24 protein-coding genes are annotated in these 22694 nt (G+C 61.0%); 13 read left to right on the top strand and 11 right to left on the bottom strand.

Features of this window, described 5'->3' with window-relative positions:
• Positions 1-101 precede the first annotated feature (101 nt).
• The 3 genes from BLS57_RS08460 to BLS57_RS08450 form a co-directional block, all read right to left on the bottom strand.
• Entirely contained in the window at positions 102-587 is a 486-nt protein-coding gene (locus tag BLS57_RS08460; protein ID WP_093741144.1) for a (2Fe-2S)-binding protein, read from the bottom strand.
• 88 nt (positions 588-675) lie between these two features.
• On the bottom strand, positions 676-1677 hold the full coding sequence (locus BLS57_RS08455; protein ID WP_093741142.1) for a molybdopterin-binding protein: 1002 nt from the start codon (positions 1675-1677) through the stop codon (positions 676-678).
• A complete protein-coding gene (locus tag BLS57_RS08450; RefSeq protein WP_093741140.1) occupies positions 1674-2633 on the bottom strand; it encodes an XdhC family protein in 960 nt (319 codons plus the stop codon). Before BLS57_RS08450 ends, BLS57_RS08455 begins: the two co-directional genes overlap by 4 nt.
• A 145-nt stretch (positions 2634-2778) precedes the next feature.
• Here BLS57_RS08450 and BLS57_RS08445 point away from each other — a divergent pair, with 145 nt between their 5' ends.
• The 3 genes from BLS57_RS08445 to grxD are packed head-to-tail and all read left to right on the top strand — an operon-like array spanning position 2779 to position 3726.
• Positions 2779-3015: a BolA family protein gene (locus BLS57_RS08445; protein WP_093741138.1), complete on the top strand. Its 237-nt coding sequence runs from the start codon at positions 2779-2781 to the stop codon at positions 3013-3015.
• A gap of 2 nt (positions 3016-3017) precedes the next feature.
• Entirely contained in the window at positions 3018-3362 is a 345-nt protein-coding gene (locus BLS57_RS08440) for a hypothetical protein (RefSeq protein WP_093741136.1), read from the top strand.
• Between the two features lies 1 nt (position 3363).
• Positions 3364-3726: a Grx4 family monothiol glutaredoxin gene (gene grxD, locus BLS57_RS08435; protein ID WP_093741134.1), complete on the top strand. Its 363-nt coding sequence runs from the start codon at positions 3364-3366 to the stop codon at positions 3724-3726.
• A 234-nt stretch (positions 3727-3960) separates the two neighbouring features.
• Here the strand turns inward: grxD and rpiB are convergent, their stop codons facing one another.
• The 3 genes from rpiB to BLS57_RS08420 all read right to left on the bottom strand — a co-directional run bounded on the left by rpiB (position 3961) and on the right by BLS57_RS08420 (position 5456).
• A complete protein-coding gene (rpiB, locus tag BLS57_RS08430) occupies positions 3961-4410 on the bottom strand; it encodes a ribose 5-phosphate isomerase B (RefSeq protein WP_093741230.1) in 450 nt (149 codons plus the stop codon).
• 114 nt (positions 4411-4524) lie between these two features.
• Positions 4525-4917, bottom strand: coding sequence for a cell division protein ZapA (locus tag BLS57_RS08425; RefSeq protein WP_093741132.1), 393 nt, complete (start codon positions 4915-4917; stop codon positions 4525-4527).
• Positions 4917-5456, bottom strand: a complete 540-nt coding sequence (locus BLS57_RS08420) for a hypothetical protein (RefSeq protein WP_208597538.1) — start codon at positions 5454-5456, stop codon at positions 4917-4919. Before BLS57_RS08420 ends, BLS57_RS08425 begins: the two co-directional genes overlap by 1 nt.
• 310 nt (positions 5457-5766) lie before the next feature.
• Between BLS57_RS08420 and tkt the strand changes: the two genes are divergently transcribed.
• On the top strand, positions 5767-7782 hold the full coding sequence (gene tkt, locus BLS57_RS08415; protein WP_093741130.1) for a transketolase: 2016 nt from the start codon (positions 5767-5769) through the stop codon (positions 7780-7782).
• A gap of 176 nt (positions 7783-7958) precedes the next feature.
• A complete protein-coding gene (locus BLS57_RS19740) occupies positions 7959-8132 on the top strand; it encodes a hypothetical protein (RefSeq protein ID WP_167356389.1) in 174 nt (57 codons plus the stop codon).
• A 16-nt stretch (positions 8133-8148) separates the two neighbouring features.
• Here the strand turns inward: BLS57_RS19740 and BLS57_RS08410 are convergent, their stop codons facing one another.
• Positions 8149-9123 carry a DUF808 domain-containing protein gene (locus BLS57_RS08410; protein WP_093741128.1) on the bottom strand — a complete coding sequence of 325 codons (975 nt, stop codon included), beginning with the start codon at positions 9121-9123 and terminating at the stop codon, positions 8149-8151.
• A gap of 211 nt (positions 9124-9334) precedes the next feature.
• On the opposite strand from BLS57_RS08410, the gene gap reads away from it, so the two are divergent.
• Together gap and BLS57_RS19735 are read left to right on the top strand one after the other, a co-directional pair.
• Positions 9335-10336: a type I glyceraldehyde-3-phosphate dehydrogenase gene (gene gap / locus BLS57_RS08405; protein ID WP_093741126.1), complete on the top strand. Its 1002-nt coding sequence runs from the start codon at positions 9335-9337 to the stop codon at positions 10334-10336.
• A 58-nt stretch (positions 10337-10394) separates the two neighbouring features.
• A complete protein-coding gene (locus BLS57_RS19735; RefSeq protein ID WP_167356388.1) occupies positions 10395-10538 on the top strand; it encodes a hypothetical protein in 144 nt (47 codons plus the stop codon).
• 126 nt (positions 10539-10664) lie between these two features.
• Here BLS57_RS19735 and coaD read toward each other — a convergent pair whose 3' ends face one another.
• The 3 genes from coaD to BLS57_RS08390 form a co-directional block, all read right to left on the bottom strand.
• Positions 10665-11162, bottom strand: a complete 498-nt coding sequence (gene coaD / locus BLS57_RS08400; RefSeq protein WP_093741124.1) for a pantetheine-phosphate adenylyltransferase — start codon at positions 11160-11162, stop codon at positions 10665-10667.
• 102 nt (positions 11163-11264) lie between these two features.
• Positions 11265-11699 (bottom strand): CBS domain-containing protein, encoded by a 435-nt coding sequence (locus BLS57_RS08395; RefSeq protein ID WP_093741122.1) that lies wholly within the window; start codon positions 11697-11699, stop codon positions 11265-11267.
• A gap of 61 nt (positions 11700-11760) precedes the next feature.
• Entirely contained in the window at positions 11761-12681 is a 921-nt protein-coding gene (locus BLS57_RS08390; protein WP_093741119.1) for a LysR family transcriptional regulator, read from the bottom strand.
• A gap of 111 nt (positions 12682-12792) precedes the next feature.
• On the opposite strand from BLS57_RS08390, the gene BLS57_RS08385 reads away from it, so the two are divergent.
• The 6 genes from BLS57_RS08385 (at position 12793) to BLS57_RS08360 (ending at position 19736) form a co-directional block, all read left to right on the top strand.
• Positions 12793-14292 carry a CoA-acylating methylmalonate-semialdehyde dehydrogenase gene (locus BLS57_RS08385; protein ID WP_093741116.1) on the top strand — a complete coding sequence of 500 codons (1500 nt, stop codon included), beginning with the start codon at positions 12793-12795 and terminating at the stop codon, positions 14290-14292.
• A gap of 54 nt (positions 14293-14346) precedes the next feature.
• Entirely contained in the window at positions 14347-15456 is a 1110-nt protein-coding gene (locus tag BLS57_RS08380) for a carboxylate-amine ligase (protein WP_093741113.1), read from the top strand.
• Positions 15457-15540: 84 nt separating this feature from the next.
• On the top strand, positions 15541-16683 hold the full coding sequence (locus tag BLS57_RS08375) for an acyl-CoA dehydrogenase family protein (protein ID WP_093741109.1): 1143 nt from the start codon (positions 15541-15543) through the stop codon (positions 16681-16683).
• A 7-nt stretch (positions 16684-16690) separates the two neighbouring features.
• On the top strand, positions 16691-17731 hold the full coding sequence (locus BLS57_RS08370; protein ID WP_093741107.1) for an enoyl-CoA hydratase/isomerase family protein: 1041 nt from the start codon (positions 16691-16693) through the stop codon (positions 17729-17731).
• The gene (mmsB, locus tag BLS57_RS08365) at positions 17728-18612 is read left to right on the top strand and encodes a 3-hydroxyisobutyrate dehydrogenase (protein WP_093741104.1); all 885 of its coding nucleotides are present in this window, start codon (positions 17728-17730) and stop codon (positions 18610-18612) included. Before BLS57_RS08370 ends, mmsB begins: the two co-directional genes overlap by 4 nt.
• Positions 18613-18674: 62 nt before the next feature.
• Positions 18675-19736: a transketolase gene (locus tag BLS57_RS08360; RefSeq protein WP_208597537.1), complete on the top strand. Its 1062-nt coding sequence runs from the start codon at positions 18675-18677 to the stop codon at positions 19734-19736.
• Between the two features lie 33 nt (positions 19737-19769).
• Here the strand turns inward: BLS57_RS08360 and uvrA are convergent, their stop codons facing one another.
• Positions 19770-22652 (bottom strand): excinuclease ABC subunit UvrA, encoded by a 2883-nt coding sequence (gene uvrA / locus BLS57_RS08355; RefSeq protein ID WP_093741102.1) that lies wholly within the window; start codon positions 22650-22652, stop codon positions 19770-19772.
• Between the last annotated feature and the right edge of the window lie 42 nt (positions 22653-22694).

Genomic DNA, 22694 nt, shown 5'->3' with positions numbered 1-22694 from the left:
GACGGTGCACGAGCACCCTATCTGTCACGCGGCTGCCGGGTCTGGCGGACCTCCCTCCGCCGTGGCCGGTATGCGCAGCGCGACTGTGTTCTGGCGCGACGTTACTCTGCCGCGAGCGCGCTCACGTCCTGACCGCTGGCGGCCATGATCGCCTTGACGATATTGTGGTAGCCCGTGCAGCGGCAGATGTTGCCGTCGAGGTAATGGCGCACCTCGGCCTCGGAAGGCTTGGGGTTGTCTTTGAGCAGAGCCGCCGCCGACATCACCATGCCCGGCGTGCAAAAGCCGCATTGCAGCCCGTGGTGGTCCTGAAACGCCTGCTGGATGGTGTTGAGCGTGCCATCCTCAGCCGCTTGGCCTTCGATGGTCTCAACTTCGGCCCCATCGGCCTCAACCGCGAACATGGTGCAGGCCTTGACCGCATTGCCGTTGACGTGAACCACGCAGGCCCCGCATTGGCTGGTGTCGCAGCCCACATGGGTGCCGGTGAGTTCCAGATCGTCGCGCAGGAAATGCACCAGCAGCGTGCGGCCCTCTACCTCGCCCGACGCGGCTTTGCCGTTCACGGTCATCTTGACCTGTGTCATGTTCGTCCTCCCGTTTTTGTACGCTTGTTAAGGGCAGTTAAGCACGACACGTCTACGTTGAGAACAGGTTTTTTCGCAGGTCTTTCGATCAGCGCCCGCCCGCCCCCTTGCCCGGGTCGCGGGGCTGTGGACGTGTCGGGATTTCTTTCAGCAGCCCACCGACGCCCATCGCCGCAATGTCCTGGCTGGTGACCGGGACGCCGCAGATCACCCGCGACAGCACCCAATCCGCCCCATTCAGCGCAGGCGAGCGGGCGCAGCCCGGCAGGCCGATGACCGGTCGCGCATTAAGCTGGCCGAGAAACAGCAGGTTGCCGGGGTCGACGGGCATGCCGAAGCGTTCGACCTCTCCGCCTGCCCGGCGCAAGGCCGTGGGCGCGACGTCGTTGATGTCAGAGGTGGCAGAAGCGGTGAGGATCAGGACGAGGTCGGTCGTGGCTTTGGCGATGGCGTCGGTCAGAGGCTCGACCTGGTGCGGCACGCTAACCACGTCCGTCAGCCCTACGCCAAGCGTGTCAAGTCGGGCCTCAATCGCGGCCCGGCCCTTCTCCCCCGCGCCGCCTTCTACGTTGGTCACGATCAAGGTCGCATCGCGCAGCTGTGGCGCTCGGAGGCGCAACGCGTCGCTGCCCGCGGCGGTACAGGCGGCGTTCAAGGCTGCTTCAGGCACCCCGTAGGAAATGATCTTAATCGTCGCGACCATCCCGCCCGCCGCCATCTGTTGGAACGGCGGCACGGTGGCCAATGTAATCATCGGATGGACTGCGTTCACCGCCTCCAACGCGTTGCGGTCCAGTTCGACCACACCGGGCCCATCGGCCAGCAGATTGACCCGCCCGGTAAAGGCCTTCGACATCCGCAGCCCCGGACCACAAAGAGCCTTGGCAAGCTGGGCGGCGGCGGTGTCTTCGTCCACATCTTCGGGATCAAGCTGCGCGACGATGACTTCGGCGATCCCGGCGGCGTTCATGGTGGTGATGTCGTCGGCACTCAGCACCCTGCCCTTGCGCAGCCGACCTTCAGGCAAAGCCACCGAATGCGCCAACGTCGCGCCTTCGGCGTCGCTCAGAGGGACCGGGCCAAATTTCATGGGCGGCGCAGGGTTTGGATCATTTCGGCGAGGATCGACACCGCGATCTCTGCCGGGCTGGCGGCGCCGATGTTGAGCCCCACGGGGCCGTGGATACGTGCGGCTTGGTCCTGGTCAAGACCCGCCTCTTCCAACCGCGCCAAACGGCTGGCCTGGGTCCGGGTCGAGCCAAGCGCGCCGATGTAGAACGCCTCAGACCCAAGCGCCACATGCAGGGCCGGATCGTCGAGTTTTGGGTCATGGGTCAGCAACACCACGGCAGAGCGCGCATCCAGCCCGATCTCGCGCAGGGCCGCGTCGGGCCAGTCGTTCATCAGCTTGCAGTCGGGGAAACGCGCGGGCGAGCCAAAGGCTTCGCGGGGATCGACGACGACGGGGTCAAAGCCCGCCTCGCGCGCCATGCCGACCAGATGCTGCGCGATATGCACCGCGCCGACGATCACCAGACGCAGCGGCGGGTTGTGGATGGCGATAAAGCGTCCGGTGTCTTCGTCCACGCCTGAGCGGTCGCGGCGGAACCTGTCGGTATGGCCTTCGCTCACCAACCGTCGAGCGCTGCCATCAAGCGCCACCTCATAGGCGACGGCTTCGCGTGCCGCCCGTGCCGCTACCAGATCGCTCAGCAACTCGACGCTCAACGCATCCGGCCTCACCGGCTCGACCAGCACTTTGATCGTCCCGCCACAGGCCAGCCCCACGGCAAAGGCGTCGCCATCGCTGACGCCATATTCCAGCAGCCGCGTCTTGCCGTCTTCCAGCGCCTCCAGCGCCTCGATCACCACGGCCCCTTCAACGCAGCCGCCCGAGACCGAGCCCATCATCGTCCCGTCGCCCGCCACGACCAATTGCGCCCCGGCGCGGCGCGGCGCGGAGCCCCAAGTCTCGACCACCGTGGCCAGCGCCACGGGCTGTCCGGCCTCGGCCCATGCGAGCGCCTGTTCGGGGATGCGGTCCATCTTGTTTCCTTTCCTATCGCCGCCAGAGTGTCGCGCTTCGCGCCCAAAGGTCAATGCGCGAAACCCCGGCGCCATCGGCTTGCACGCGGCGCTGAGCGGCACTACATCTAGCACAAGATTACATGAACAGCCGGAGCCACCCGAAATGCCGATGCAAGCCAGCGAAATCGAAGACCTGATCCGCGCGTCTTTTCCAGATGCCAAGATCACCGTCGAAGGCAATGACGGTGTGCATATGGCCGCGATGGTTGTGGACGAAAGCTTTCGCGGGATGAACCGGGTGCAACAGCAACGCGCCGTCTACGCCGCGCTAAAAGGCAAGATGGACGGCTCGAACGGCGATCTGCACGCGCTGGCGCTGACAACACGGGCGCCGGACTGATCATGTGGGTCTGGGTCATAGGCGCGGTTCTGGGCGTTATCGCCGCCGTGGCCTATGCCCAGCACCGCGCGCGGGCGGGTCGCCATGTGCCCCTGTCGCAGCGCCAGCCTGCCCGTCCTGAGACCGGCAAGGTGCCGCTGGGGATGGAGGCGATGGACCTTGATGCCGTGGCCAGCGTGGCGCGGCGCAACGAGAGCCTTGAGCGCGGGCATACGAACTGGACCCGGAAACGGGGCGGGTTTTTCCTCGGCGGTGCCGAGGTGGACGTGAAGCCCTGGGCCGATGATGAAACCTATGCGCGGCGCTATCACGCTGCGTTCAAGAAATCAGATGCGAAGGACAAATGACATGAGCGATGCTGCAAGCCAGATCAAAGAGCAGATCACCAAAAACGACGTGGTGCTGTTTATGAAAGGCACCAAGGAGATGCCGCAGTGCGGGTTCTCCAGCCGTGTGGCCGGGGTGCTGAACTATATGGGCGTGGATTTTTCGGATGTGAACGTGCTGTCCAACGAAGGTCTGCGCCAAGGGATCAAGGATTTCTCTGACTGGCCCACCATCCCGCAGCTTTACGTCAAAGGCGAGTTTGTCGGCGGTTGTGACATCATCACCGAGATGACGTTGTCGGGTGAGTTGGACACACTCTTTGCCGAAAACGGTGTGGCCTTTGACAAGGACGCTGCGGATAAGATCCGCGAAGCCAACGGCTGAAGCGACGACAGGTTAGACGAAAAACACCCCGGAGCGGCTTGGCCCTCCGGGGTGTTTTTGTATCTAGTGTCGCATCCCACCGCCCGGCACCGCCGGGCCACGCCCGACCTCCTCCCGGAGGGCGTGATTGCAACGTAGCGAATTCCATAAAGCCTAGCGTTTGCGGGGCCGACCCGCCAAAAACACCGTCCCGAACGCCCCCCAGGTCGGGCGCGTCCCGGCGGTGCCTTTGTCTCAGTCTTCAATCGCCGTGATCATATCCACGCGGCGGCCATGACGCCCGCCTTCAAACGCGGTGTCGAGAAACGCATCCACAATCTCAAGCGCCAGACCGCCCCCGATCACCCGCGCGCCCATCGACAGCATATTCGCATCATTATGCGCCCGGATCATCTTGGCCGAAAACGTATCGGAGCAGACCCCGCAGCGAATGCCTTTGACCTTATTGGCTGCCATCATGATGCCCTGCCCCGTGCCGCAAATCAAAATGCCAAGGTCAAACTCCCCCGCCGCAATGCGTCGTGCTGCCGCTTCGCCGTGTTTGGGGTAATCGGTGCTGTCGGCAGTCTCGGGTCCAATGTCCTCAACCGTAAAACCACGCTCGGCCACATGGCGCGCAATGTCTTGGCGCAAGGCGATGTCGGCGTGGTCGCTGGAGATGATAATGCGGGGCTTGTCGGTCATGAAGAACATCCTGCTGCTGGTCATAAAGGTCACCGCATTGCGGTCCTGATGCCGCCCCAGAGCATATTCGCAAGCGCGGCGCAATCCTGCGAAAGGACGCGCCGCGTCTGTCGGTTAGTCGGCGCTCTTCTCATCAACCTCGGCAGCTAGCGCCTCAGCACGGGCAGCGAGTTCGGCCAGCGTGTCCTTGACGCCTTGTGGCACGACCGGCACCTCAATGCGCTCGGGTTCAACCTTCACATTGCGCAAGGCGGCCAGTTCAGCCTCACGCTCGGCCAATTCGGCCCGCACTTCGGCGATACGGTCTTCGACGCTGGCCGTCTTATCGGCCAAAAGCAGACCCGCCATGAGCAACATCCGCGCCTCGGGGATCCGTCCCGCCTGATCGCTCAGCACGCGGGCCTCGTCATCCAGCATCTTGGCGGCGGCGTGCAGATAGGTTTCTTCGCCTTCCTGACAGGCGACCTCAAACTGGCGGCCGCCGATGGTGATCCTGACTTCGGGCATCAGTTGGTGTCTCCTGTCTTCGCAGCGTCGGTCTCATCTGTTTCTTCAGGCATGTCCTGCGCCGGATCGTCCTCGGCCTCCGTCGCCTCAACCAGCGGGGCAAGTGCGCTGAGCACGGCGTCGACCTCGGCCATCTCAACCGCCCGTGTGGCGCGCAGGCTCTCCAACTCGGCTACCAGCGCGGTGTCAATCAGTTTCGGGTCGGCCAGCCCTTCGGCATTCGCCTCGCGCAGTTTCTCACAAGCCTCCGACAGTTGTTCATTGGCCTGACGCAGCCGCTGCAGGTCGAGATCAAGCTGGCCCATCTGCGCGGCACCGGCTTCGACCTGATCGCGCAGCGCGGAAAGCTCGCCTTCATAGCCGTCCTTCAAGGTGCGGATACGCTCGTTCAACTGCGCATTGGCGAGGCGTTCTTCCTCGAGCGCCTGCACGATATCCTCATCAGGCTCCGCCGGCGCGGCATTCATCCGGTCTAGCCCCTTGGCGACCCGGTCCATCGCGGCCGTGATGCGGCGTTGATACTCGTCAAGTTCGCTCATCAGCATGAAGTCTCCTCACTCGTTCTTATCCTGTCGGGCGCGCGGCGGCGTCCAGCTTTGGGAAAGCCCGCCAACTTGGCACCAAGCACCGCGCGGCGAATCGCTCCGACGGCCGGTTTCTGCGATCCTAGCCAAAGCCGCAAGCAAATGCGCCCCCCCTTTTGATTCAGCGGCTTGGCGGGCGCTGTTCATCCGACGCCGCCGCCGATCCGCGCCGACCCGCCCACGCCGGGGCCGGTTATGCTTGAACTTTGCCCGTTCGCTGGTATGCACGGGCCAAATTTGCCTCAGCCCCAAAGGATGCCCCCCCGTGGATCTTCAAGCCCTCGCCCAAGCCAACCCTGATCATTGGTCCAAGGCCACCGCCATCCGCGCGCTGACCCTTGACGCCGTCGCTGCCGCGAACTCTGGCCACTCCGGCATGCCGATGGGCATGGCCGATGTGGCCACTGTGCTCTTTGAAAAGCACCTGAAGTTCGACGCGGCCAACCCGCTTTGGCCCGACCGCGACCGTTTCATCCTCTCGGCGGGCCACGGCTCGATGCTGATCTATTCGCTGCTGCACCTGACGGGCTATGAGCAGTTCCCGATCGAGGAACTGAAGAACTTCCGCCAGATGGGCGCGCGCACCGCGGGCCACCCGGAGAACTTCCTCGCTGACGCGATTGAGACAACAACTGGCCCGCTCGGTCAGGGCATCGCCAATTCCGTCGGTTTCGCGATGGCCGAGGAAATGCTGCGCGCGCAGTACGGTCAGAAGGTCGTGGACCACCACACCTATGTCATCGCGGGCGACGGCTGCTTGATGGAAGGCGTGAGCCAAGAGGCGATCACGCTGGCGGGTCGTCACAAGCTATCAAAGCTCATTGTAATGTGGGACAATAACAGCATCACGATCGACGGCCCGGTTTCCCTGTCGGACAATACCGATCAGGTCGCCCGCTTCAAAGCAGCCCAGTGGCATGTCATCGAAATCGACGGCCACAACCCCGATGAGATCGACGCGGCCCTGACTGAGGCGAAAGCCACCGACCTGCCGACGATGATCGCCTGCAAAACGCACATCGCTCTGGGCCACGCGGCGCAGGACACTTCCAAAGGCCACGGCGCGCTGACCGATGCCGACCAAATGGCCGAGGCCAAAAAGGCCTATGGCTGGACGAGCGGCCCCTTCGAAGTGCCTGCCGATGTGAAATCCGCATGGGAAGAGATCGGCAAACGCGGTGCCGACGCGCGCCGTGAATGGGAAGAGCGTTTTGACAAGATGCCCCGCCACAAGCGTGAGACCTTCAACCGTGCACTGGCACTGGACGCGCCCAAGAAGATGAGCGCGACCGTCAAGGCGTTTAAGAAACAAATCTCCGAGTCCGCGCCGAAAATGGCGACCCGCGCTGCAAGCGAGAAAGCCCTCGAAGTTCTGAACCCGATCCTGCCCGAAACTGTCGGCGGTTCGGCGGATCTCACCGGCTCGAACAACACCAAGACCTCTGATCTGGGTGTCTTCGATGTCGACAACCGTGGCGGGCGCTATGTCTACTGGGGCATTCGTGAGCACGGTATGGCGGCGGCGATGAACGGCATGGCGCTGCACGGCGGCCTGCGCCCCTACGGCGGCACCTTCATGTGCTTCACCGACTACGCGCGCCCCTCCATGCGCCTTGCAGCCCTGATGCAAATCCCCACGGCCTTTGTCATGACCCATGACAGCATCGGTCTGGGCGAAGACGGCCCGACCCACCAGCCGGTCGAGCATCTGGCGATTTCGCGAAGCACGCCCAACACCTATGTCTTCCGCCCCGCCGACGCCGTGGAAACGGCGGAAGCATGGGAGATTGCCTTCACCTCCAAAACCACGCCGTCGGTTCTCTCGCTGACCCGTCAGGGTCTGCCGACCGTGCGTTTGGAGCACAAGAACAACAACCTTACCGAAAAAGGTGCCTATGTGCTCGCCGATGCCGAGGGCAAACGTCAGGTCATTCTGATCGCCACCGGCTCGGAAGTGCATGTGGCAATGGAAGCGCGTGATCTGTTGCAGGCCGAAGGCATCGGCACCCGCGTTGTCTCCATGCCCTGTATGGAGTTGTTCGCGGCCCAAGACGACGCCTACCGGAAGCGCGTGCTGCCCGGTGGCGCCGTGCGCGTCGGCATCGAGGCCGGTGTGCGTCAGGGCTGGGATCAGTGGCTGCTGGGCGAGCGCGGGAAGTTCGGCAAAGCTGACTTTGTCGGCATGGACCGTTTCGGCGCTTCGGCTCCGGCAGAGGAACTGTTCGAGCGCTTCGGCTTCACGGCTCAGAATGTCGCGGATAAAGCCAAAGCACTGCTTTGAACTGCGACATCTACTAGGAAACGCAAAACCCGTCCGGTCCGCCGGACGGGTTTTTGCTTTGCCATAGTCCAAACCACCTAAAGTTACGCGACGACACCCACAGCAACCTAAAGTTGCCAACTCGTGTCCGAACTGCTTCTATGATGTGTAGTGAAATCCGGACCAAAGGACATTTCATGGCCCTAGCCTATATCCTAAGCGGCGTGACGACCGGCGGTCTCGCAGCGATGCTCTGGCTAACCACCGGTGGCAGTCCGCTCGCCGCTCTGGGCATCTATGCAATTACAGGCCAAGTCACGACGCTTGGCCTGCTCGCTGTTTCTCTACCGCGCAGAAGGGCCGAGGCCTAACGCGACAGACAGGCGATCAAACTGCCGCCTTGTGAAAGACCTTCCGCCAGATCGGCGTAATAATCTTCTCGCCGACCGGGATCAACAGCAGGCCAAGCAGCAGGCCAAACACCCCATCAATCGCCGCCGTCGTGGTCCATTCCACCGCCCCCATCAGGCTTTCCGGCGCAGCGTGGCCCACGGCAACCGCGATGTGATGAATCCATTCATATGGCGCGGCAAATCCCATTTGCTCCAATCCATGAATGATGATCGATCCCCCGACCCAAAGCATGGCCGCGGTGCCAATCACCGTCAGAAGCTTCAAAAACCCCGGCATGCCCCGCACCAACGTCCGACCAACCGCACGCGTCGCGGCAAAGCGCCCGCGCTCGGCCATCAGTAGGCCCAGATCATCCATCTTTACGATCAAAGCAACAGAGCCATATACCGCCACGGTGATCATCACCGCCACCATCGCAAGGGTCGCAGCCTCCATCCAAAACGAACTTTCGGGGATCGCGGCTAATGCGATGGTCATGATCTCGGCAGACAGGATAAAGTCCGTCTTGATCGCCCCCGCGGCCTTTTGTTCTTCCAGATGCGCCGGGTCCTCGGGCACCTTATCCTTCTCCGGATAATCCGCGTGCCCCTCAGACAGCCCAATTGCATGCGCGACCTTCTCAGCGCCCTCAAAACACAGATACGCCCCGCCCAGCATCAACAGCGGCGCAATGGCCCACGGCGCGAAGTTCGACAGGGCCAGTCCTGCGGGGAGCAGGAAAACAAGCTTGTTGCGCAATGACCCTTTCGTGATCCGCCAGATTACCGGCAGTTCGCGCTCGGCACTGAACCCCTGCACATATTTCGGAGAGACCGCAGCATCGTCAATCACCGCACCAGCTGCCTTTGACCCGGCTTTCGCCGCCTGGCCAATCACATCATCCACGCTCGCCGCTGCAACCTTGGCGATCGCCGCCACGTCATCCACAAGTGCCAGTAATCCGCTCATCTTTCGCCCCTTCGTTCCGTTCCGTCCGAAGTAGCATGTGCCACGCATCTGGCAAGTCCCCGGCGTCAGACAACCTTTACCGCTAACATGCAGGTTTAACGCTAACATCCCGAAATCAAGTGGTTTTGCCCCTTTCCCCTGCCCGCTCCCCACGGATATAGAGCGCGCGACCCCAGACATACGGCCATAGGCCCGAGACAAGGATTGCACCATGACCATCAAAGTTGGCATTAACGGATTTGGCCGCATCGGCCGCTGCACGCTCAGCCACATCGCCGCCTCGGGCCGCGACGACATTGAGGTGATTAAGGTTAATGCCACCGGTCCGCTCAGCACCGCCGCTCACCTGATCAAATACGACTCTGTGCATGGCCGTTTTCCCGGCGACGTACAGATCGACGACGGCTATATGAACCTCGGCCAGAACGACATCGAGATGATGTCGACCTACAACCTTGAAGAACTTGACTGGTCCGGCTGTGACGTGGTGCTGGAATGTACGGGTAAGTTCAACGACGGCAATAAGGCCAATGTGCATCTTGAGAACGGCGCGAAACGCGTTCTGCTCTCCGCCCCCGGAAAAAACGTCGATAAAACAATCGTCTTTGGCGTGAACGACGACCAGCTTGTTGCCTCGGACCGGATGATCTCTAACGGCTCTTGCACCACAAACTGCCTCGCGCCGCTCGCCAAGGTGATGCACGAAGCGGTCGGCATTGAAAGCGGTCTGATGACCACGATCCACAGCTACACTGGAGACCAGCCCACGCTCGACCGCCGCCACAACGACCTCTACCGTGCCCGCGCCGCGGCCATGGCACTGATCCCCACCTCCACCGGCGCCGCCAAGGCTCTGGGCGAAGTGCTGCCGGCCCTCAAAGGCAAGCTCGACGGCACCGCCATGCGCGTACCGACCCCGAACGTCTCCGCCGTCGACCTCACCTTCCAAGCCAGCCGCGACGTAACTGTCGAAGAGATCAACGCCGCCGCCCGCGCCGCTGCGGATGGTCCGATGAAACGCGTGCTGGCGTATGATCCCGAGCAGAAAGTCAGCATCGACTTCAACCACACTGAAGAAAGCTGCATCTTCGCCCCCGACCAAACCATTGTCGTCGCGGGCCGCACGGTGCGGGTGCTGGGCTGGTATGACAACGAATGGGCCTTCTCGGTACGTATGGCCGATGTGGCTGTCGCCATGGGCAACCTAGGCTGAGCCTTGCACGGCACGGTTGTCCCTGTAATATCAGGGGCAACCCGCCGGGAGCCGTACCATGACCAACCGCATCGCCATCGTGCTGGCCCTCGTTCTCATCACGGGGATGCTAGTCGACGGCTACTACTACGGCAGCGATCATATGATCTATTTGGGTAAGAAGTTCTTTGCCCTGATCGAATGGATGGCCTTCTGGCGCTAAGCCAACCCAATCAATACCGAACGCAGCGCTGCCATCTTAGCAGCGCCCCCTTCATCTTCATCCTTTTAAAAATACCGTGCACCGCGCTGGCGTCACTCAAAACGCCCGCGCCTCCCGCGCCAGCCTCTACCCCTGCGCAAACCGCTTGATCAGTTCTTCATTCACCGCCGGGGTGACGAACTTGCTCACATCCCCATCCAGCCGCGCGATTTCCTTGACCAGTTTGCTCGCAATCGCCTGATGCGTGGCCTCGGCCATGAGAAAGACCGTCTCGATCGAATCGTCGAGCTGACGGTTCATGCCAACCATTTGGAATTCATACTCAAAGTCCGACACCGCCCGCAGACCGCGTACGATGATCTGCGCCCCGACGTCGCGGGCGCAATCAATCAAAAGGTTCTCAAAGGGATGCACGACGATCTCGACGCCGGTTTCCTCGGCCAATTGCACACATTCCGCCTCAATCAGCGCCACACGTTCCTCAAGGCTGAACAACGGCCCCTTGTCACGGTTGATCGCGACTCCGATCACCAGCCGGTCCACCATACGCGCCGCGCGACGGATGATGTCGATATGGCCCAGCGTGATCGGGTCAAAGGTGCCGGGGTAAAGGCCTATGCGCATTGGGATATCCTGACTAGTGCGGCGTTGCCGCATAGCCAACCATTTCACCGGGCTGAGCGCAACCCGGTTAGTGTTAGCAGAACCGCTCTTTCAGAGGCTCGCTCAGTGCCCCATGATCATGCCCTCAAGGGCTTGTTTCTCCATTGACAACTCTTGCAACTGCGCTTTGACCACATCCCCAAGCGAGATCAGCCCGACCAATTCGCCGTCTTCCAGCACCGGCATATGGCGAAAACGCCCGTCAGTCATTTTTTGCAAAATCGCGTCCGAGCGGTCATCGCGGCTGCACGTCACCAGCTTCGTTGTCATCATGCTCTCGACGCTCTGCTGCAAACAACCCGCGCCTTGACGGCCCAACTCCCGCACAATATCGCGTTCCGACAGGATCCCATCCGGTGTCTTGCCATCCGCAGAAATCACCAAGGTCCCGATCTTCTTTTCCGACAACATCTTCGCCGCCTCGGAAACGGACAGCCCCGGTTTGGTCGTGACCACCTTATCGTCGGGTTTGGTTTTGAGAATCTGCGATACAAGCACCTGAGGCCTCCTTCGTTGCACGGCAATCAGAGGTTCAGCGTCACCGCGAAATCCTTTTCTGTCAAGCTTTTGGCGCAGTCTGTCCGGCCGCCAAGGCTTCAAGTCGCGCAGTTTCCGCCCGCAGGCCCACTGCCAGCGCGTCAGCAAAGGCAGACAGCCGTGCGTTGCGTCGATCATCCGCGTGCCGGATCAGATAGAAGGCGCGCGTCAGGCTCACTTCTTCGGTCAAAATCCGCCGCACCCCCGGCGTGGCAGGCAGCGAAAAGTCATGCGCAATGCCGATGCCCCCGCCCTGTTGGATCATTCGCACCTGTACCGAGACTGAGTTCGAGGCCAGCGCCACGCGATTCACACCGAGGTCCGCGAGGTAATCAAGTTCGCGGTCAAAAATCATGTCAGGAATGTAGCCCACCATCCGATGCTGTTGTAAATCAGCGACCGAAGCGATCTGCGGATGGGCCGAGAGGTAACCTTCGGCGGCAGCAAGATGCAGCTTATAGTCCGTCACCTTTTGCACCACCAACCGCCCCGCCGTGGGCGCGCTGACGCCAATCGCCATATCCGCCTCGCGCCGCGACAGGTTAAAGACCCGCGGCAAAGCGATGATCTGCACATCGAGGTCGGGGTTCTGCGCCGCAATCGCCGCACAGACCTGTGGCAACAGATAATTCGCCGCCCCATCCGGCGCACCCACGCGGATTTGCCCCGACAGACGGTCGCTCTGCACCGGCACACCCGCCGTTGCCGCGCGCATCGCCTGTTCGGCCTTGGTGGCGCGTTGCATCAAATCGCTGCCCGCCTCGGTCAGCGCGTAACCTTGCGGGGATTTCACAAAGAGCACCGTTTGCAAGGTCTTCTCCAGCCGCGCCATACGCCGCCCCAGCGTTGCGGGATCAAGCCGCAGCAGTTTGCCCGCCGCGGAAAGGCTCTGCTCTCGCGCCACCGCCAAAAACAACCGTAAGTCGTCCCAATTTTGATCCATTCAACGGCCCCCACAGTACTTTGCAAAAATGCAAGACGGTTTTGCCATCCTTCCTCTGTTCCATTGCTTTTTGCAAGGCTATCGTGCCGCCAACCAATGAGGAGACCGATCATGCAAGAGATGACCCATTACCTGAACGGCGAACACGTCAAAGGCACCTCCGGGCGCTTTGCCGATGTGATGAACCCCGCCACCGGCGAAGTGCAGGCGAAAGTGCCGCTGGCCAACGGCGACGAGCTGAACAAAGCCGTTGAATACGCCGCCGCCGCCCAGCCCGCATGGGCCGCGACCAACCCGCAGCGCCGCGCCCGCGTGCTGATGAAATTCGTGGGCCTGTTGAACCGCGACATGGACAAACTGGCCGAGGCGCTGAGCCGCGAGCACGGCAAGACCCTGCCCGATGCGGCTGGTGACGTTCAGCGTGGCCTCGAAGTGGTGGAATACTGCATTGGCGCGCCGGAACTGCTGAAAGGTGATTTCACCGACAGCGCCGGCCCCGGCATCGACATGTATTCCATGCGCCAAGCGCTTGGTGTGACCGCGGGCATCACGCCCTTCAACTTCCCCGCCATGATCCCGATGTGGATGTTTGCCCCGGCCATCGCCTGCGGCAACGCCTTCATCCTCAAGCCGTCCGAGCGTGACCCCTCCGTGCCGCTGATGCTGGCCGAACTGCTGGAAGAAGCCGGTCTGCCCAAGGGCATCATTCAGGTCGTGAACGGCGACAAAGAAGCCGTCGACGCGATCCTGCACCATGACGTGATCCAGTCGGTGGGCTTTGTGGGCTCGACCCCGATTGCCGAATACATCTACGCAACTGGCTGTGCCAATGGCAAGCGCGTGCAGTGTTTCGGTGGCGCCAAGAACCACATGATCATCATGCCCGACGCGGACATGGACCAAGCCGCCGACGCGCTGATCGGTGCAGGCTACGGTGCGGCTGGCGAACGCTGCATGGCAATCTCCGTGGCCGTGCCGGTGGGTGACGACACCGCCGACCGTCTGATCGAAAAGCTGGTGCCGCGCATCGAGAGCCTGAAAGTTGGCCCCTATACGTCGGGCAAAGACGTGGACTACGGCCCCGTCGTGACCGCCGCCGCCAAGGCTAACATCGAGCGTCTGGTTCAATCCGGCATCGATCAAGGCGCTGAACTGGTCGTCGATGGGCGTGACTTCAAACTGCAAGGCTATGAAAACGGCTACTTCGTCGGCCCGCATCTGTTTGACCGCGCCACCAAGGACATGGACATCTACAAGCAGGAAATCTTTGGCCCCGTGCTGACCTGTGTGCGTGCCCAGACCTACGAAGAGGCGATCGGCCTTGCGATGGACCATGAGTACGGCAACGGCACCGCGATCTACACCCGCGATGGCGACGCAGCGCGTGACTTTGCCAACCGGATCAACGTCGGCATGGTCGGCATCAACGTGCCGATCCCCGTGCCGCTGGCCTATCACACCTTTGGCGGCTGGAAGAAATCCGTCTTTGGCGATTTGAACCAGCACGGCCCGGATGCGTTCAAGTTCTACACCCGCACCAAGACCGTGACGGCCCGCTGGCCGTCGGGCATCAAAGAGGGTGGCGAGTTCTCCATCCCGGTGATGGAGTAAACCATCACGCCGGCTGCCCCCGGGCAGTCGGCCCTGCACAGTGAGGCCAGCGCCATGCAAAAAGAATTCACCATCGGGATCGAAGAAGAATACCTTCTGGTCGATAAGGATTCACTGGCGCTGGCTGACACCCCCGAAGGGCTGATGGAAGAGTGCCGCAAGGACCTCGGCGATCAGGTCAGCCCCGAATTGCTGCAATGTCAGATCGAGATCGGCAGCAAACCCTGCAAGACCGTTGCCGAAGCCCGCGAGGACCTGAAGCGCTTGCGCAGCACGATCTCTAAACATGCCGCCAAGCACAATCTGTCCCCCGTGGCCGTCTCCTGCCATCCGTTCTCCGATTGGAAGAACCAAGAGACGACGCATAAGGAACGCTATGACCAGCTTGAGATCGAGCTGGGCGATGTCGCGCGCCGGATGTTGAGTTGCGGGATGCATGTGCATGTGGGGATCGATGGCGATGACCTGCGCGTCGATCTGATGCCGCAGTTCTCCTACTTCCTGCCGCATCTGCTGGCGCTTTCGGCCTCCTCGCCCTACTGGCAGGGCGAAGACACTGGGCTCGCGTCTTACCGGCTCGCTGTCATGGAGAGCATGCCCCGCACCGGCCTGCCGCCGCTGCTGCATAGCTGGGGCGAATATAAGCGCAGCACACAGACGCTGATCGACCTTGATATCATCCCCGACCCGTCAAAAATCTGGTGGGACCTGCGCCCCTCAACCCATTACCCGACGCTCGAAAGCCGCATCTGCGACGTGCAGCCGCGCCTCTCGCATGCGCTCGGGCTGGCCGGGCTGACCCAGTCCCTCGCCCGCTTCTTGCTGCGCCTGCGCGACAGCAATCTGCGCTGGCGCGAGTATGACCGGTTCCTGATCGAGGAAAACCGCTGGCGCGCGCAGCGTTACGGGGTGAATGAGACGTTGATTGACTTCGGAGACCGCACGCTAAAACCCTTCGACAAGATGTTTGAAGAGATCATCGGGATGATCGCCGAAGACGCCGAAGCACTCGGCTGTCTGGACGAAGTCTGCGCCCTGCGTGATGTCGTGCAGCACGGCACCTCTGCCGACCGCCAGCGCAGGGTCTGGGCCGACGCCCCCGAAGGCCAAGGTGGCGAGGCCGTCGTGCGCCACTTGATCGAAGAATACCACGCCGACCTGTGACGCTTGTTGCGGCGCGGCTCGGCTGTTAGAATTAAACAAGTGTTCAGTTCCACGAACACCGAGACATTCAGGGAGAGAGCCGCGATGGATTTCGCATTGAACGAAGAACAGACCGCCATATTCGACATGGCCTATGCCTTTGGGCAGGACAATATCGCCCCCCACGCCCACCAATGGGAAAAGGAAGAGACCATTCCCAAAGAGCTCTGGCCTCAGATCGCGGAGCTGGGCTTTGGCGGGCTTTATGTGTCGGAAGAGTCGGGCGGCTCCGGCCTGTCGCGGTTGGACGCAACACTGGTCTTTGAGGCGCTCTCGATGGCCTGCCCCTCGGTCGCGGCCTTCCTGTCGATCCACAACATGTGCGCCAAAATGCTCGACAATTTCGCCAGCGACGAAATGAAAGAGCGCGTCATGCCCGGCGTGCTGAGCATGAACACCGTGCTGTCCTACTGTCTGACCGAACCCGGCTCCGGCTCTGACGCGGCAGCGCTCAAGACCCGCTGCGAGCGCACCAACGAGGGCTATACGCTCAACGGTACCAAGGCGTTCATTTCGGGCGGCGGCTATTCGGATGCCTATGTCACGATGGTGCGCACCTCTGACGACGGGGCCAAGGGCGTCTCGACCGTGTTTGTCGAAGACGGCACGCCGGGGCTCACGTTCGGCGGGCTGGAAGACAAGATGGGCTGGCGCAGCCAACCGACGGCGCTGGTGCAGTTCGATGATTGCAAGATCGGGGCCGAGAACCTCGTCGGCGAAGAAGGCAAGGGCTTCAAATACGCCATGGCCGGGCTTGATGGCGGACGGCTGAACATCTCGGCCTGCTCGCTGGGTGCAGCCCAGACCGCGCTGACCAAAACGCTAGAATATATGGGTGACCGCAAGGCCTTTGGCCAAAGCATTGACCAGTTCCAAGGGCTGCAGTTCCGCCTCGCCGATATGGAGATCGAGTTGCAAGCCGCCCGCACCTTCCTGCGCCAAGCGGCATGGAAGCTCGACACCGGCGCGCCCGATGCGACCAAATTCTGCGCCATGGCGAAGAAATTTGTGACCGAGACCGGCAGCAAGGTCGTAGACCAATGTCTGCAGTTGCACGGCGGTTACGGTTACCTCGCGGACTACGGCATCGAGAAACTGGTCCGCGACCTGCGGGTCCACCAGATCCTTGAGGGCACCAATGAGATCATGCGCGTGATCGTCGCCCGCGACATGCTGAAAAACCGCTGAGCCCGTCATGAGTGATATCAACATCCGCAAAACGGGCCGTGCAGGCCGTATCACCCTGACCCGGCCCAAGGCGCTGAACGCGCTGAGCTATGACATGTGCCTCGCCATTGAGGACGCCGTCGACAAATGGCGCGATGACCCCGAGGTGGCGGTGATCGTGCTGGACGCGGAAGGCGAAAAAGCCTTCTGCGCAGGCGGCGATGTGGCGCAGCTTTACCAGACTGGCAAGGACGGCGACTACGGATTCGCCCGTCGCTTCTGGGCCGACGAATACCGACTCAACAACAAGCTGCACAGCTACCCCAAACCGGTGATCTCCTTCATGCAGGGTTTCACCATGGGCGGCGGTGTCGGCATCGGCTGCCACGGCTCGCACCGGGTCGTGGGCGAGAGCAGCAAGGTCGCCATGCCGGAATGCGGCATCGGCCTGGTGCCCGATGTCGGCGGCACGCTGCTGCTGGCGCAGGCACCGGGGCGGATGGGCGAATACCTCGGCACCACCGGTGCGCGGATGGGTCCGGCAGATGTGCTGCACGCGGGCTTTGCCGATTACTTTATCCCTGAAGCCGACTGGCCGTCGCTCATCGCACAGCTAGAGGCGAACGGCGATCCCTTCGTTCTCGACAAAGCTGCGACACCCGCGCCCTCGGGCAATCTCGCTGACTTGCAGAGCGAAGTAGACCAGCTCTTCGCAGGCGAGACCTTGAAAGAGGTCACCGATGCGCTCGCCAAAGCCGAGGGCGACTTCGCCGCCGATACCCTCAAGACCCTGCGCCACGGCTCGCCCCTGTCGATGGCCTGCACCATCGAGATGCTCCGCAACCTACGCGGCCCCGGCATCGGCATGGTCCCGGCCCTGCAACAGGAATACCGCTTTACCTATCGCGCGATGGAGAGCGGCGATTTCGTCGAAGGCGTCCGCGCCGCGATCATCGACAAAGACCGCAGCCCGCAGTGGCAACACCAAGGCGACGTGCCGCAGGCCGATGTCGAGGCCATGCTCGGCCCCTTGGGCGATAACGAATTGAAGTTGGAGGAAAATACATGAGTAATTTTACAATCGGGTTCATCGGTCTGGGCAATATGGGTGGCCCGATGGCGGCCAACCTCGCCGCTGCAGGCCATACCGTCCGCGGCAATGACGTGGCTGGCACCACAGCCGAAGGCGTGGCCGAGGCCGCCACCATCGCGCAGGCCGTTGAGGGCGCCGATGTCGTTATCACCATGCTGCCCAACGGCGCGATCCTGCGCCAAGTGGCCGAAGAAGCGATCGCCAATATGGCCCCCGGCGCGCTGCTGGTCGATTGCTCCACCGTCGACGTCGAAAGCGCACGCCATGTGGCCGAGGCTGCCGAGAAAGCTGGGCTGCTCTTCGTCGACGCGCCCGTTTCCGGCGGCATCGGCGGTGCACAGGGCGGCACGCTGACATTCATGGCGGGCGGGACTGAAGCCGCATTCAAAAAGGCCGAACCGCTTTTCGACATCATGGGCCAAAAGGCCGTGCATTGCGGCGATGCGGGTGCGGGCCAAGCGGCGAAGATCTGCAACAACATGATCCTAGGCGCCACGATGATCGCCACCTGCGAAGCCTTTGCGCTTGCCGACAAACTCGGCCTCGACCGCGAGCGGATGTTCGATGTCGTCAGCACCTCTTCGGGCTACTCCTGGTCGATGAACGCGTACTGCCCGGCCCCCGGCGTCGGCCCGAAATCCCCCGCTGACAACGACTACACCCCCGGTTTCGCGGCTGAACTGATGCTTAAAGACCTTGGCCTATCGCAGCAGGCCGCAGAAATGGCCAATGCTGACACCCCGATGGGCGCATTGGCCCGCGAACTCTACACCCGTTTCGTCGAAGAAGAAGGCGGCAAGGGCAAGGACTTCTCCGCCATGCTCCCACGCTTTGAGAAGCGCGGCTGGCAGGGATAAGGCCTCGGGAACCCAACAGTCTAGCAGGCGTTAGTTTCAGAACTTCTATTAGGAGAACTGCTATGCGACGCCTGCTTTTAACGACCCTGCTCAGCTCCGTCTGCGCGACGAGTGCAATGACTGCCACAAGCGTTGGCAGTAGCACCAGCACTTCCGGCTTTAACCTAACCCAGTCAGACCTCGGCCCTGAAACGCTTTGGCTCGCGAAAGACGACAAGGGCAATAAGCCAAGGAAAGAAAAGAAGGCGAAAAAGGATAAGCGTGAAAAGGGTAAAAAAGCGAAGGGCGAAGGCAAGTCCGAGAAAGCTGATAAGGCAGAGAAGCCTAAAAAGGGCGGCAAAGACGATAAGCCCAAGAAGGCGGATAAGGTCGATAAGCCTAAGAAGGCTGAAAAAGCTAAGAAGATTTCTAAGTCTAAACCGGCTGACTTCGAAAAAAGGGTCGAGCGTTTTGTGCAGGACCGGGATGAGACCGTCGAACGCCTGTTGAGGACCCCGGCGCCCGAGGGGCGCGACATGGTGAAAATCCTAAGCGCTACAGCGCTTGCCCTCGCCGCCCCCAGTCTGAACATCGCGGAAGCTTCCGAAGATGAGGTCATCACCTACCGCAACTGCCCTCCGGGCCTCGCCAAGAAGGATCCACCCTGTGTTCCTCCGGGCCTTGCCAAGAAAGGCGTCACCTATGAGCAATGGGCCAGCTATTCGGATGAGGAACTCGACGATCTTTTGGTCGAGCGTCGCGAGCCCTATGTCGAAGCGGAACCACTGACCGAGCGCGACCTGTTGCTACTTGGGTCGAACCAGATCGCCAACCTCTACGGCCTCAACCCCGCGCCTGATGGGCACCGCTATGCGCTCATTGACGGGCAACCGGTTCTGCTCACGACCGAGGACTACACCGCCCTCCTGCGCATTAACGAATTGGCGAATGTCCCCGTGCTCGGCCGCGAGGTCACAGTGGCGCCGACCGCAGCACTGACGCAAGCGGATCTGATCAATCTCTACCGCCTGCCGGCGCTGGAAGAGGGCTATAACTACGCCGTGCTGAACGGTCAGGTCGTATCCCTGCGCGATGACGCCTATGAAACACTGCAACTCATCCGCGTAGCCCGCGCAGTGCTGTAATTCACCAATGAAGATGCAAGAAGATGGCGGCGGTTATTCCGCCGCCATTTTTTCTTTAACCAACATAGGCTTAAGATACTTGCCGGTATAGCTCTCGGCCACTTCGGCAACCTTTTCAGGCGTGCCCGTCGCGACCACACGCCCCCCGCCGTCTCCGCCCTCGGGACCAATGTCGATGATATGATCGGCGGTCTTCACCACGTCGAGGTTGTGCTCAATCACCACGACAGAGTTACCCTGATCCACAAGTTCGTGCAGCACTTCCAATAGCTTGCGTACATCTTCAAAGTGCAAACCAGTGGTCGGCTCATCCAGAATATAAAGCGTCCGCCCAGTCGAGCGTTTGCTAAGTTCTTTACTCAGCTTCACCCGCTGCGCCTCGCCGCCAGAAAGCGTCGTCGCCTGTTGGCCAACCTTGATATAGCCCAGCCCGACACGCATCAACGCATCCATCTTTTCGCGGATCGAGGGCACCGCCGCAAAGAACGACTGCGCATCTTCCACAGTCATATCAAGCACATCGGCGATGCTCTTGCCCTTAAAGCGGACTTCGAGGGTCTCCCGGTTATAACGCGCGCCCTTACAGGTTTCGCATTCAACATAGACGTCCGGTAGGAAGTGCATCTCGATCTTGATGACCCCGTCACCTTGGCAGGCCTCGCAGCGCCCGCCTTTCACGTTAAAGCTGAAACGCCCCGGCTTATAGCCACGTGCCTTGGACTCCGGCAGACCGGCAAACCAATCGCGGATCGGGGTGAAGGCCCCGGTGTAAGTTGCTGGATTCGAACGCGGCGTTCGGCCGATGGGACGCTGGTCGATATCGATAACCTTATCCAGATGCTCCAACCCTTTGATGGTCTGACAAGGCGCTGGCGTCTGGCGAGCACCGTTAAGGTTCATCGACGCCGTCTTGAACAACGTCTCAATCGTCAGCGTGGATTTGCCGCCGCCCGATACCCCTGTCACGCAAACGAATTTACCCAGAGGAAAATCAACCGTGACATTCTGCAGGTTATTGCCGGTCGCCTTAACCACCTGAATTTTCTTCTTATTCCCCTTACGCCGTTTGGCAGGCACGGCAATTTCACGCACGCCCGTAAGATACTGGCCCGTAACCGAATTTGGGTCATTGGCGACTTGTTCAGGCGTACCGTGGCTTACCACCTGTCCGCCGTGAACCCCCGCACCCGGACCGATATCAAAGACATAATCCGCCTCGCGGATCGCCTCTTCGTCATGTTCGACAACAATCACGGTATTGCCCTGATCGCGCAGGTTCTTCAACGTGTCGAGCAGTCGGTCATTGTCACGCTGGTGTAGACCGATGGACGGTTCATCTAGCACGTAGAGCACACCGGTTAGGCCAGAGCCGATCTGACTTGCCAAACGGATGCGCTGGCTTTCACCGCCACTTAATGTACCACTTGAACGAGACATCGTAAGGTACTCAAGTCCAACGTTATTTAGGAATCCAAGGCGCTCCCGAATTTCCTTCAAAATAGCACGCGCAATCTCATTTTTCTGCTCGGTCAGATGTTCCGGAACAGATTTGCACCAGTCATAGGCTTCGCGGATCGACATTTCGACGACCTTACCAATGTGGAGCAACTCATTCTCGCCCCCATCCGACGGACCAATCCGCACAGCAAGCGCCTCGGGCCGGAGACGATAGCCGCCGCAAGTGCCGCAGGGGCGGTTGTTCTGATAGCGTTCAAACTCTTCGCGGACCCAATTGCTGTCAGTCTCGCGGTACCGGCGCTTCATATTGGGGATCACGCCCTCAAAGACGCGTTTGACCTCGTATACGCGGCCGCCTTCGTCGTAGCGGAAGGTGATTTCTTCTTTGCCGGAGCCCCGAAGGAATACTTCCTGCACATTTTCTGGCAAGTCTTTCCAACGGGTCTTCTGATCGAATTTGTAATGTTTCGCAATAGCTTCGATGGTCTGCTTGAAGTAAGGTGACTTGCCCTTACGCCACGGTGCCAGAGCGCCATCGTAGATCATCAGGTTCTGATCCGGGACAATCAGCCGCTCGTCAAAAAACAACTCGACCCCCAATCCGTCGCAGGAGGGACAAGCACCGAATGGCGCGTTGAAGGAGAACAACCGTGGCTCAATCTCTGGAATGGTGAAGCCACTTACTGGACATGCGAATTTTTCGGAGAAGGTAAAGCGTTCAGCCTCACCTTCGCTCGGCGCGGTTTCTAGGATGGCGATGCCATCGGCCAGATCAAGCGCGGTGCGCAGGGAGTCCGCCAGTCGCGTCTCCAACCCTTCCCGCACGACGATCCGGTCGACAACAACGTCGATGTCGTGGCGGAACTTCTTGTCGAGCGTGGGCGGCTCGTCGAGGTCGTAGAACTCGCCATCGACCTTCACGCGCTGGAAGCCTTGCTTGCGCAACTCGACAAACTCTTTGCGGTACTCGCCCTTGCGGTCACGGATCATCGGGGCCAGCAGATAGGCGCGCGTGCCCTCTTCCATCGTCATGATCCGGTCGACCATGTCTTGCACCTGTTGCGCCTCAATCGGCTTGCCGGTGGCGGGGCTATAGGGCGTGCCGACGCGGGCAAAGAGCAGACGCATGTAGTCGTAGATCTCGGTCACCGTGCCGACGGTGGAGCGCGGGTTCTTTGACGTGGTCTTTTGCTCAATCGAAATCGCGGGGCTGAGGCCGGAAATGTGGTCCACATCCGGTTTCTGCATCATGTCGAGGAACTGGCGCGCATAGGCGGAGAGCGATTCCACATAGCGACGCTGGCCCTCGGCATAGATCGTGTCAAAGGCAAGGCTTGACTTGCCCGACCCCGAAAGCCCCGTGATCACAACGAGTTGGTCGCGTGGAATATCCACGTCGATGTTCTTCAAGTTGTGCTCGCGCGCGCCGCGCACTTCGATATTCTTTAGCTCAGCCATCACATGCCCCTCTTAACGATTTGTACATAGGTGCTGATGTCT

This window comes from Sulfitobacter delicatus, assembly GCF_900102535.1.
Taxonomy (GTDB): domain Bacteria; phylum Pseudomonadota; class Alphaproteobacteria; order Rhodobacterales; family Rhodobacteraceae; genus Sulfitobacter; species Sulfitobacter delicatus.
This window is presented reverse-complemented; position numbering and strand designations above follow the sequence as displayed.

Bases quoted from the DNA above. Each gene is read 5' to 3' on its own strand.
- BLS57_RS08410 (WP_093741128.1), bottom strand. From the start codon at position 9,123: ATGAGCGGATTACTGGCACTTGTGGATGACGTGGCGGCGATCGCCAAG.
- BLS57_RS08375 (WP_093741109.1), top strand. From the start codon at position 15,541: ATGGATTTCGCATTGAACGAAGAACAGACCGCCATATTCGACATGGCC.
- mmsB (WP_093741104.1), top strand. From the start codon at position 17,728: ATGAGTAATTTTACAATCGGGTTCATCGGTCTGGGCAATATGGGTGGC.
- uvrA (WP_093741102.1), bottom strand. From the start codon at position 22,652: ATGGCTGAGCTAAAGAATATCGAAGTGCGCGGCGCGCGCGAGCACAAC.
- BLS57_RS08425 (WP_093741132.1), bottom strand. From the start codon at position 4,917: ATGCCCGAAGTCAGGATCACCATCGGCGGCCGCCAGTTTGAGGTCGCC.
- BLS57_RS19740 (WP_167356389.1), top strand. From the start codon at position 7,959: ATGGCCCTAGCCTATATCCTAAGCGGCGTGACGACCGGCGGTCTCGCA.
- BLS57_RS08370 (WP_093741107.1), top strand. From the start codon at position 16,691: ATGAGTGATATCAACATCCGCAAAACGGGCCGTGCAGGCCGTATCACC.
- BLS57_RS08420 (WP_208597538.1), bottom strand. From the start codon at position 5,456: ATGAGCGAACTTGACGAGTATCAACGCCGCATCACGGCCGCGATGGAC.
- BLS57_RS08390 (WP_093741119.1), bottom strand. From the start codon at position 12,681: ATGGATCAAAATTGGGACGACTTACGGTTGTTTTTGGCGGTGGCGCGA.
- BLS57_RS08360 (WP_208597537.1), top strand. From the start codon at position 18,675: ATGCGACGCCTGCTTTTAACGACCCTGCTCAGCTCCGTCTGCGCGACG.
- grxD (WP_093741134.1), top strand. From the start codon at position 3,364: ATGAGCGATGCTGCAAGCCAGATCAAAGAGCAGATCACCAAAAACGAC.
- coaD (WP_093741124.1), bottom strand. From the start codon at position 11,162: ATGCGCATAGGCCTTTACCCCGGCACCTTTGACCCGATCACGCTGGGC.
- BLS57_RS08385 (WP_093741116.1), top strand. From the start codon at position 12,793: ATGCAAGAGATGACCCATTACCTGAACGGCGAACACGTCAAAGGCACC.
- BLS57_RS08460 (WP_093741144.1), bottom strand. From the start codon at position 587: ATGACACAGGTCAAGATGACCGTGAACGGCAAAGCCGCGTCGGGCGAG.
- BLS57_RS19735 (WP_167356388.1), top strand. From the start codon at position 10,395: ATGACCAACCGCATCGCCATCGTGCTGGCCCTCGTTCTCATCACGGGG.
- BLS57_RS08380 (WP_093741113.1), top strand. From the start codon at position 14,347: ATGCAAAAAGAATTCACCATCGGGATCGAAGAAGAATACCTTCTGGTC.
- BLS57_RS08445 (WP_093741138.1), top strand. From the start codon at position 2,779: ATGCCGATGCAAGCCAGCGAAATCGAAGACCTGATCCGCGCGTCTTTT.
- BLS57_RS08440 (WP_093741136.1), top strand. From the start codon at position 3,018: ATGTGGGTCTGGGTCATAGGCGCGGTTCTGGGCGTTATCGCCGCCGTG.
- BLS57_RS08455 (WP_093741142.1), bottom strand. From the start codon at position 1,677: ATGAAATTTGGCCCGGTCCCTCTGAGCGACGCCGAAGGCGCGACGTTG.
- BLS57_RS08450 (WP_093741140.1), bottom strand. From the start codon at position 2,633: ATGGACCGCATCCCCGAACAGGCGCTCGCATGGGCCGAGGCCGGACAG.
- gap (WP_093741126.1), top strand. From the start codon at position 9,335: ATGACCATCAAAGTTGGCATTAACGGATTTGGCCGCATCGGCCGCTGC.
- rpiB (WP_093741230.1), bottom strand. From the start codon at position 4,410: ATGACCGACAAGCCCCGCATTATCATCTCCAGCGACCACGCCGACATC.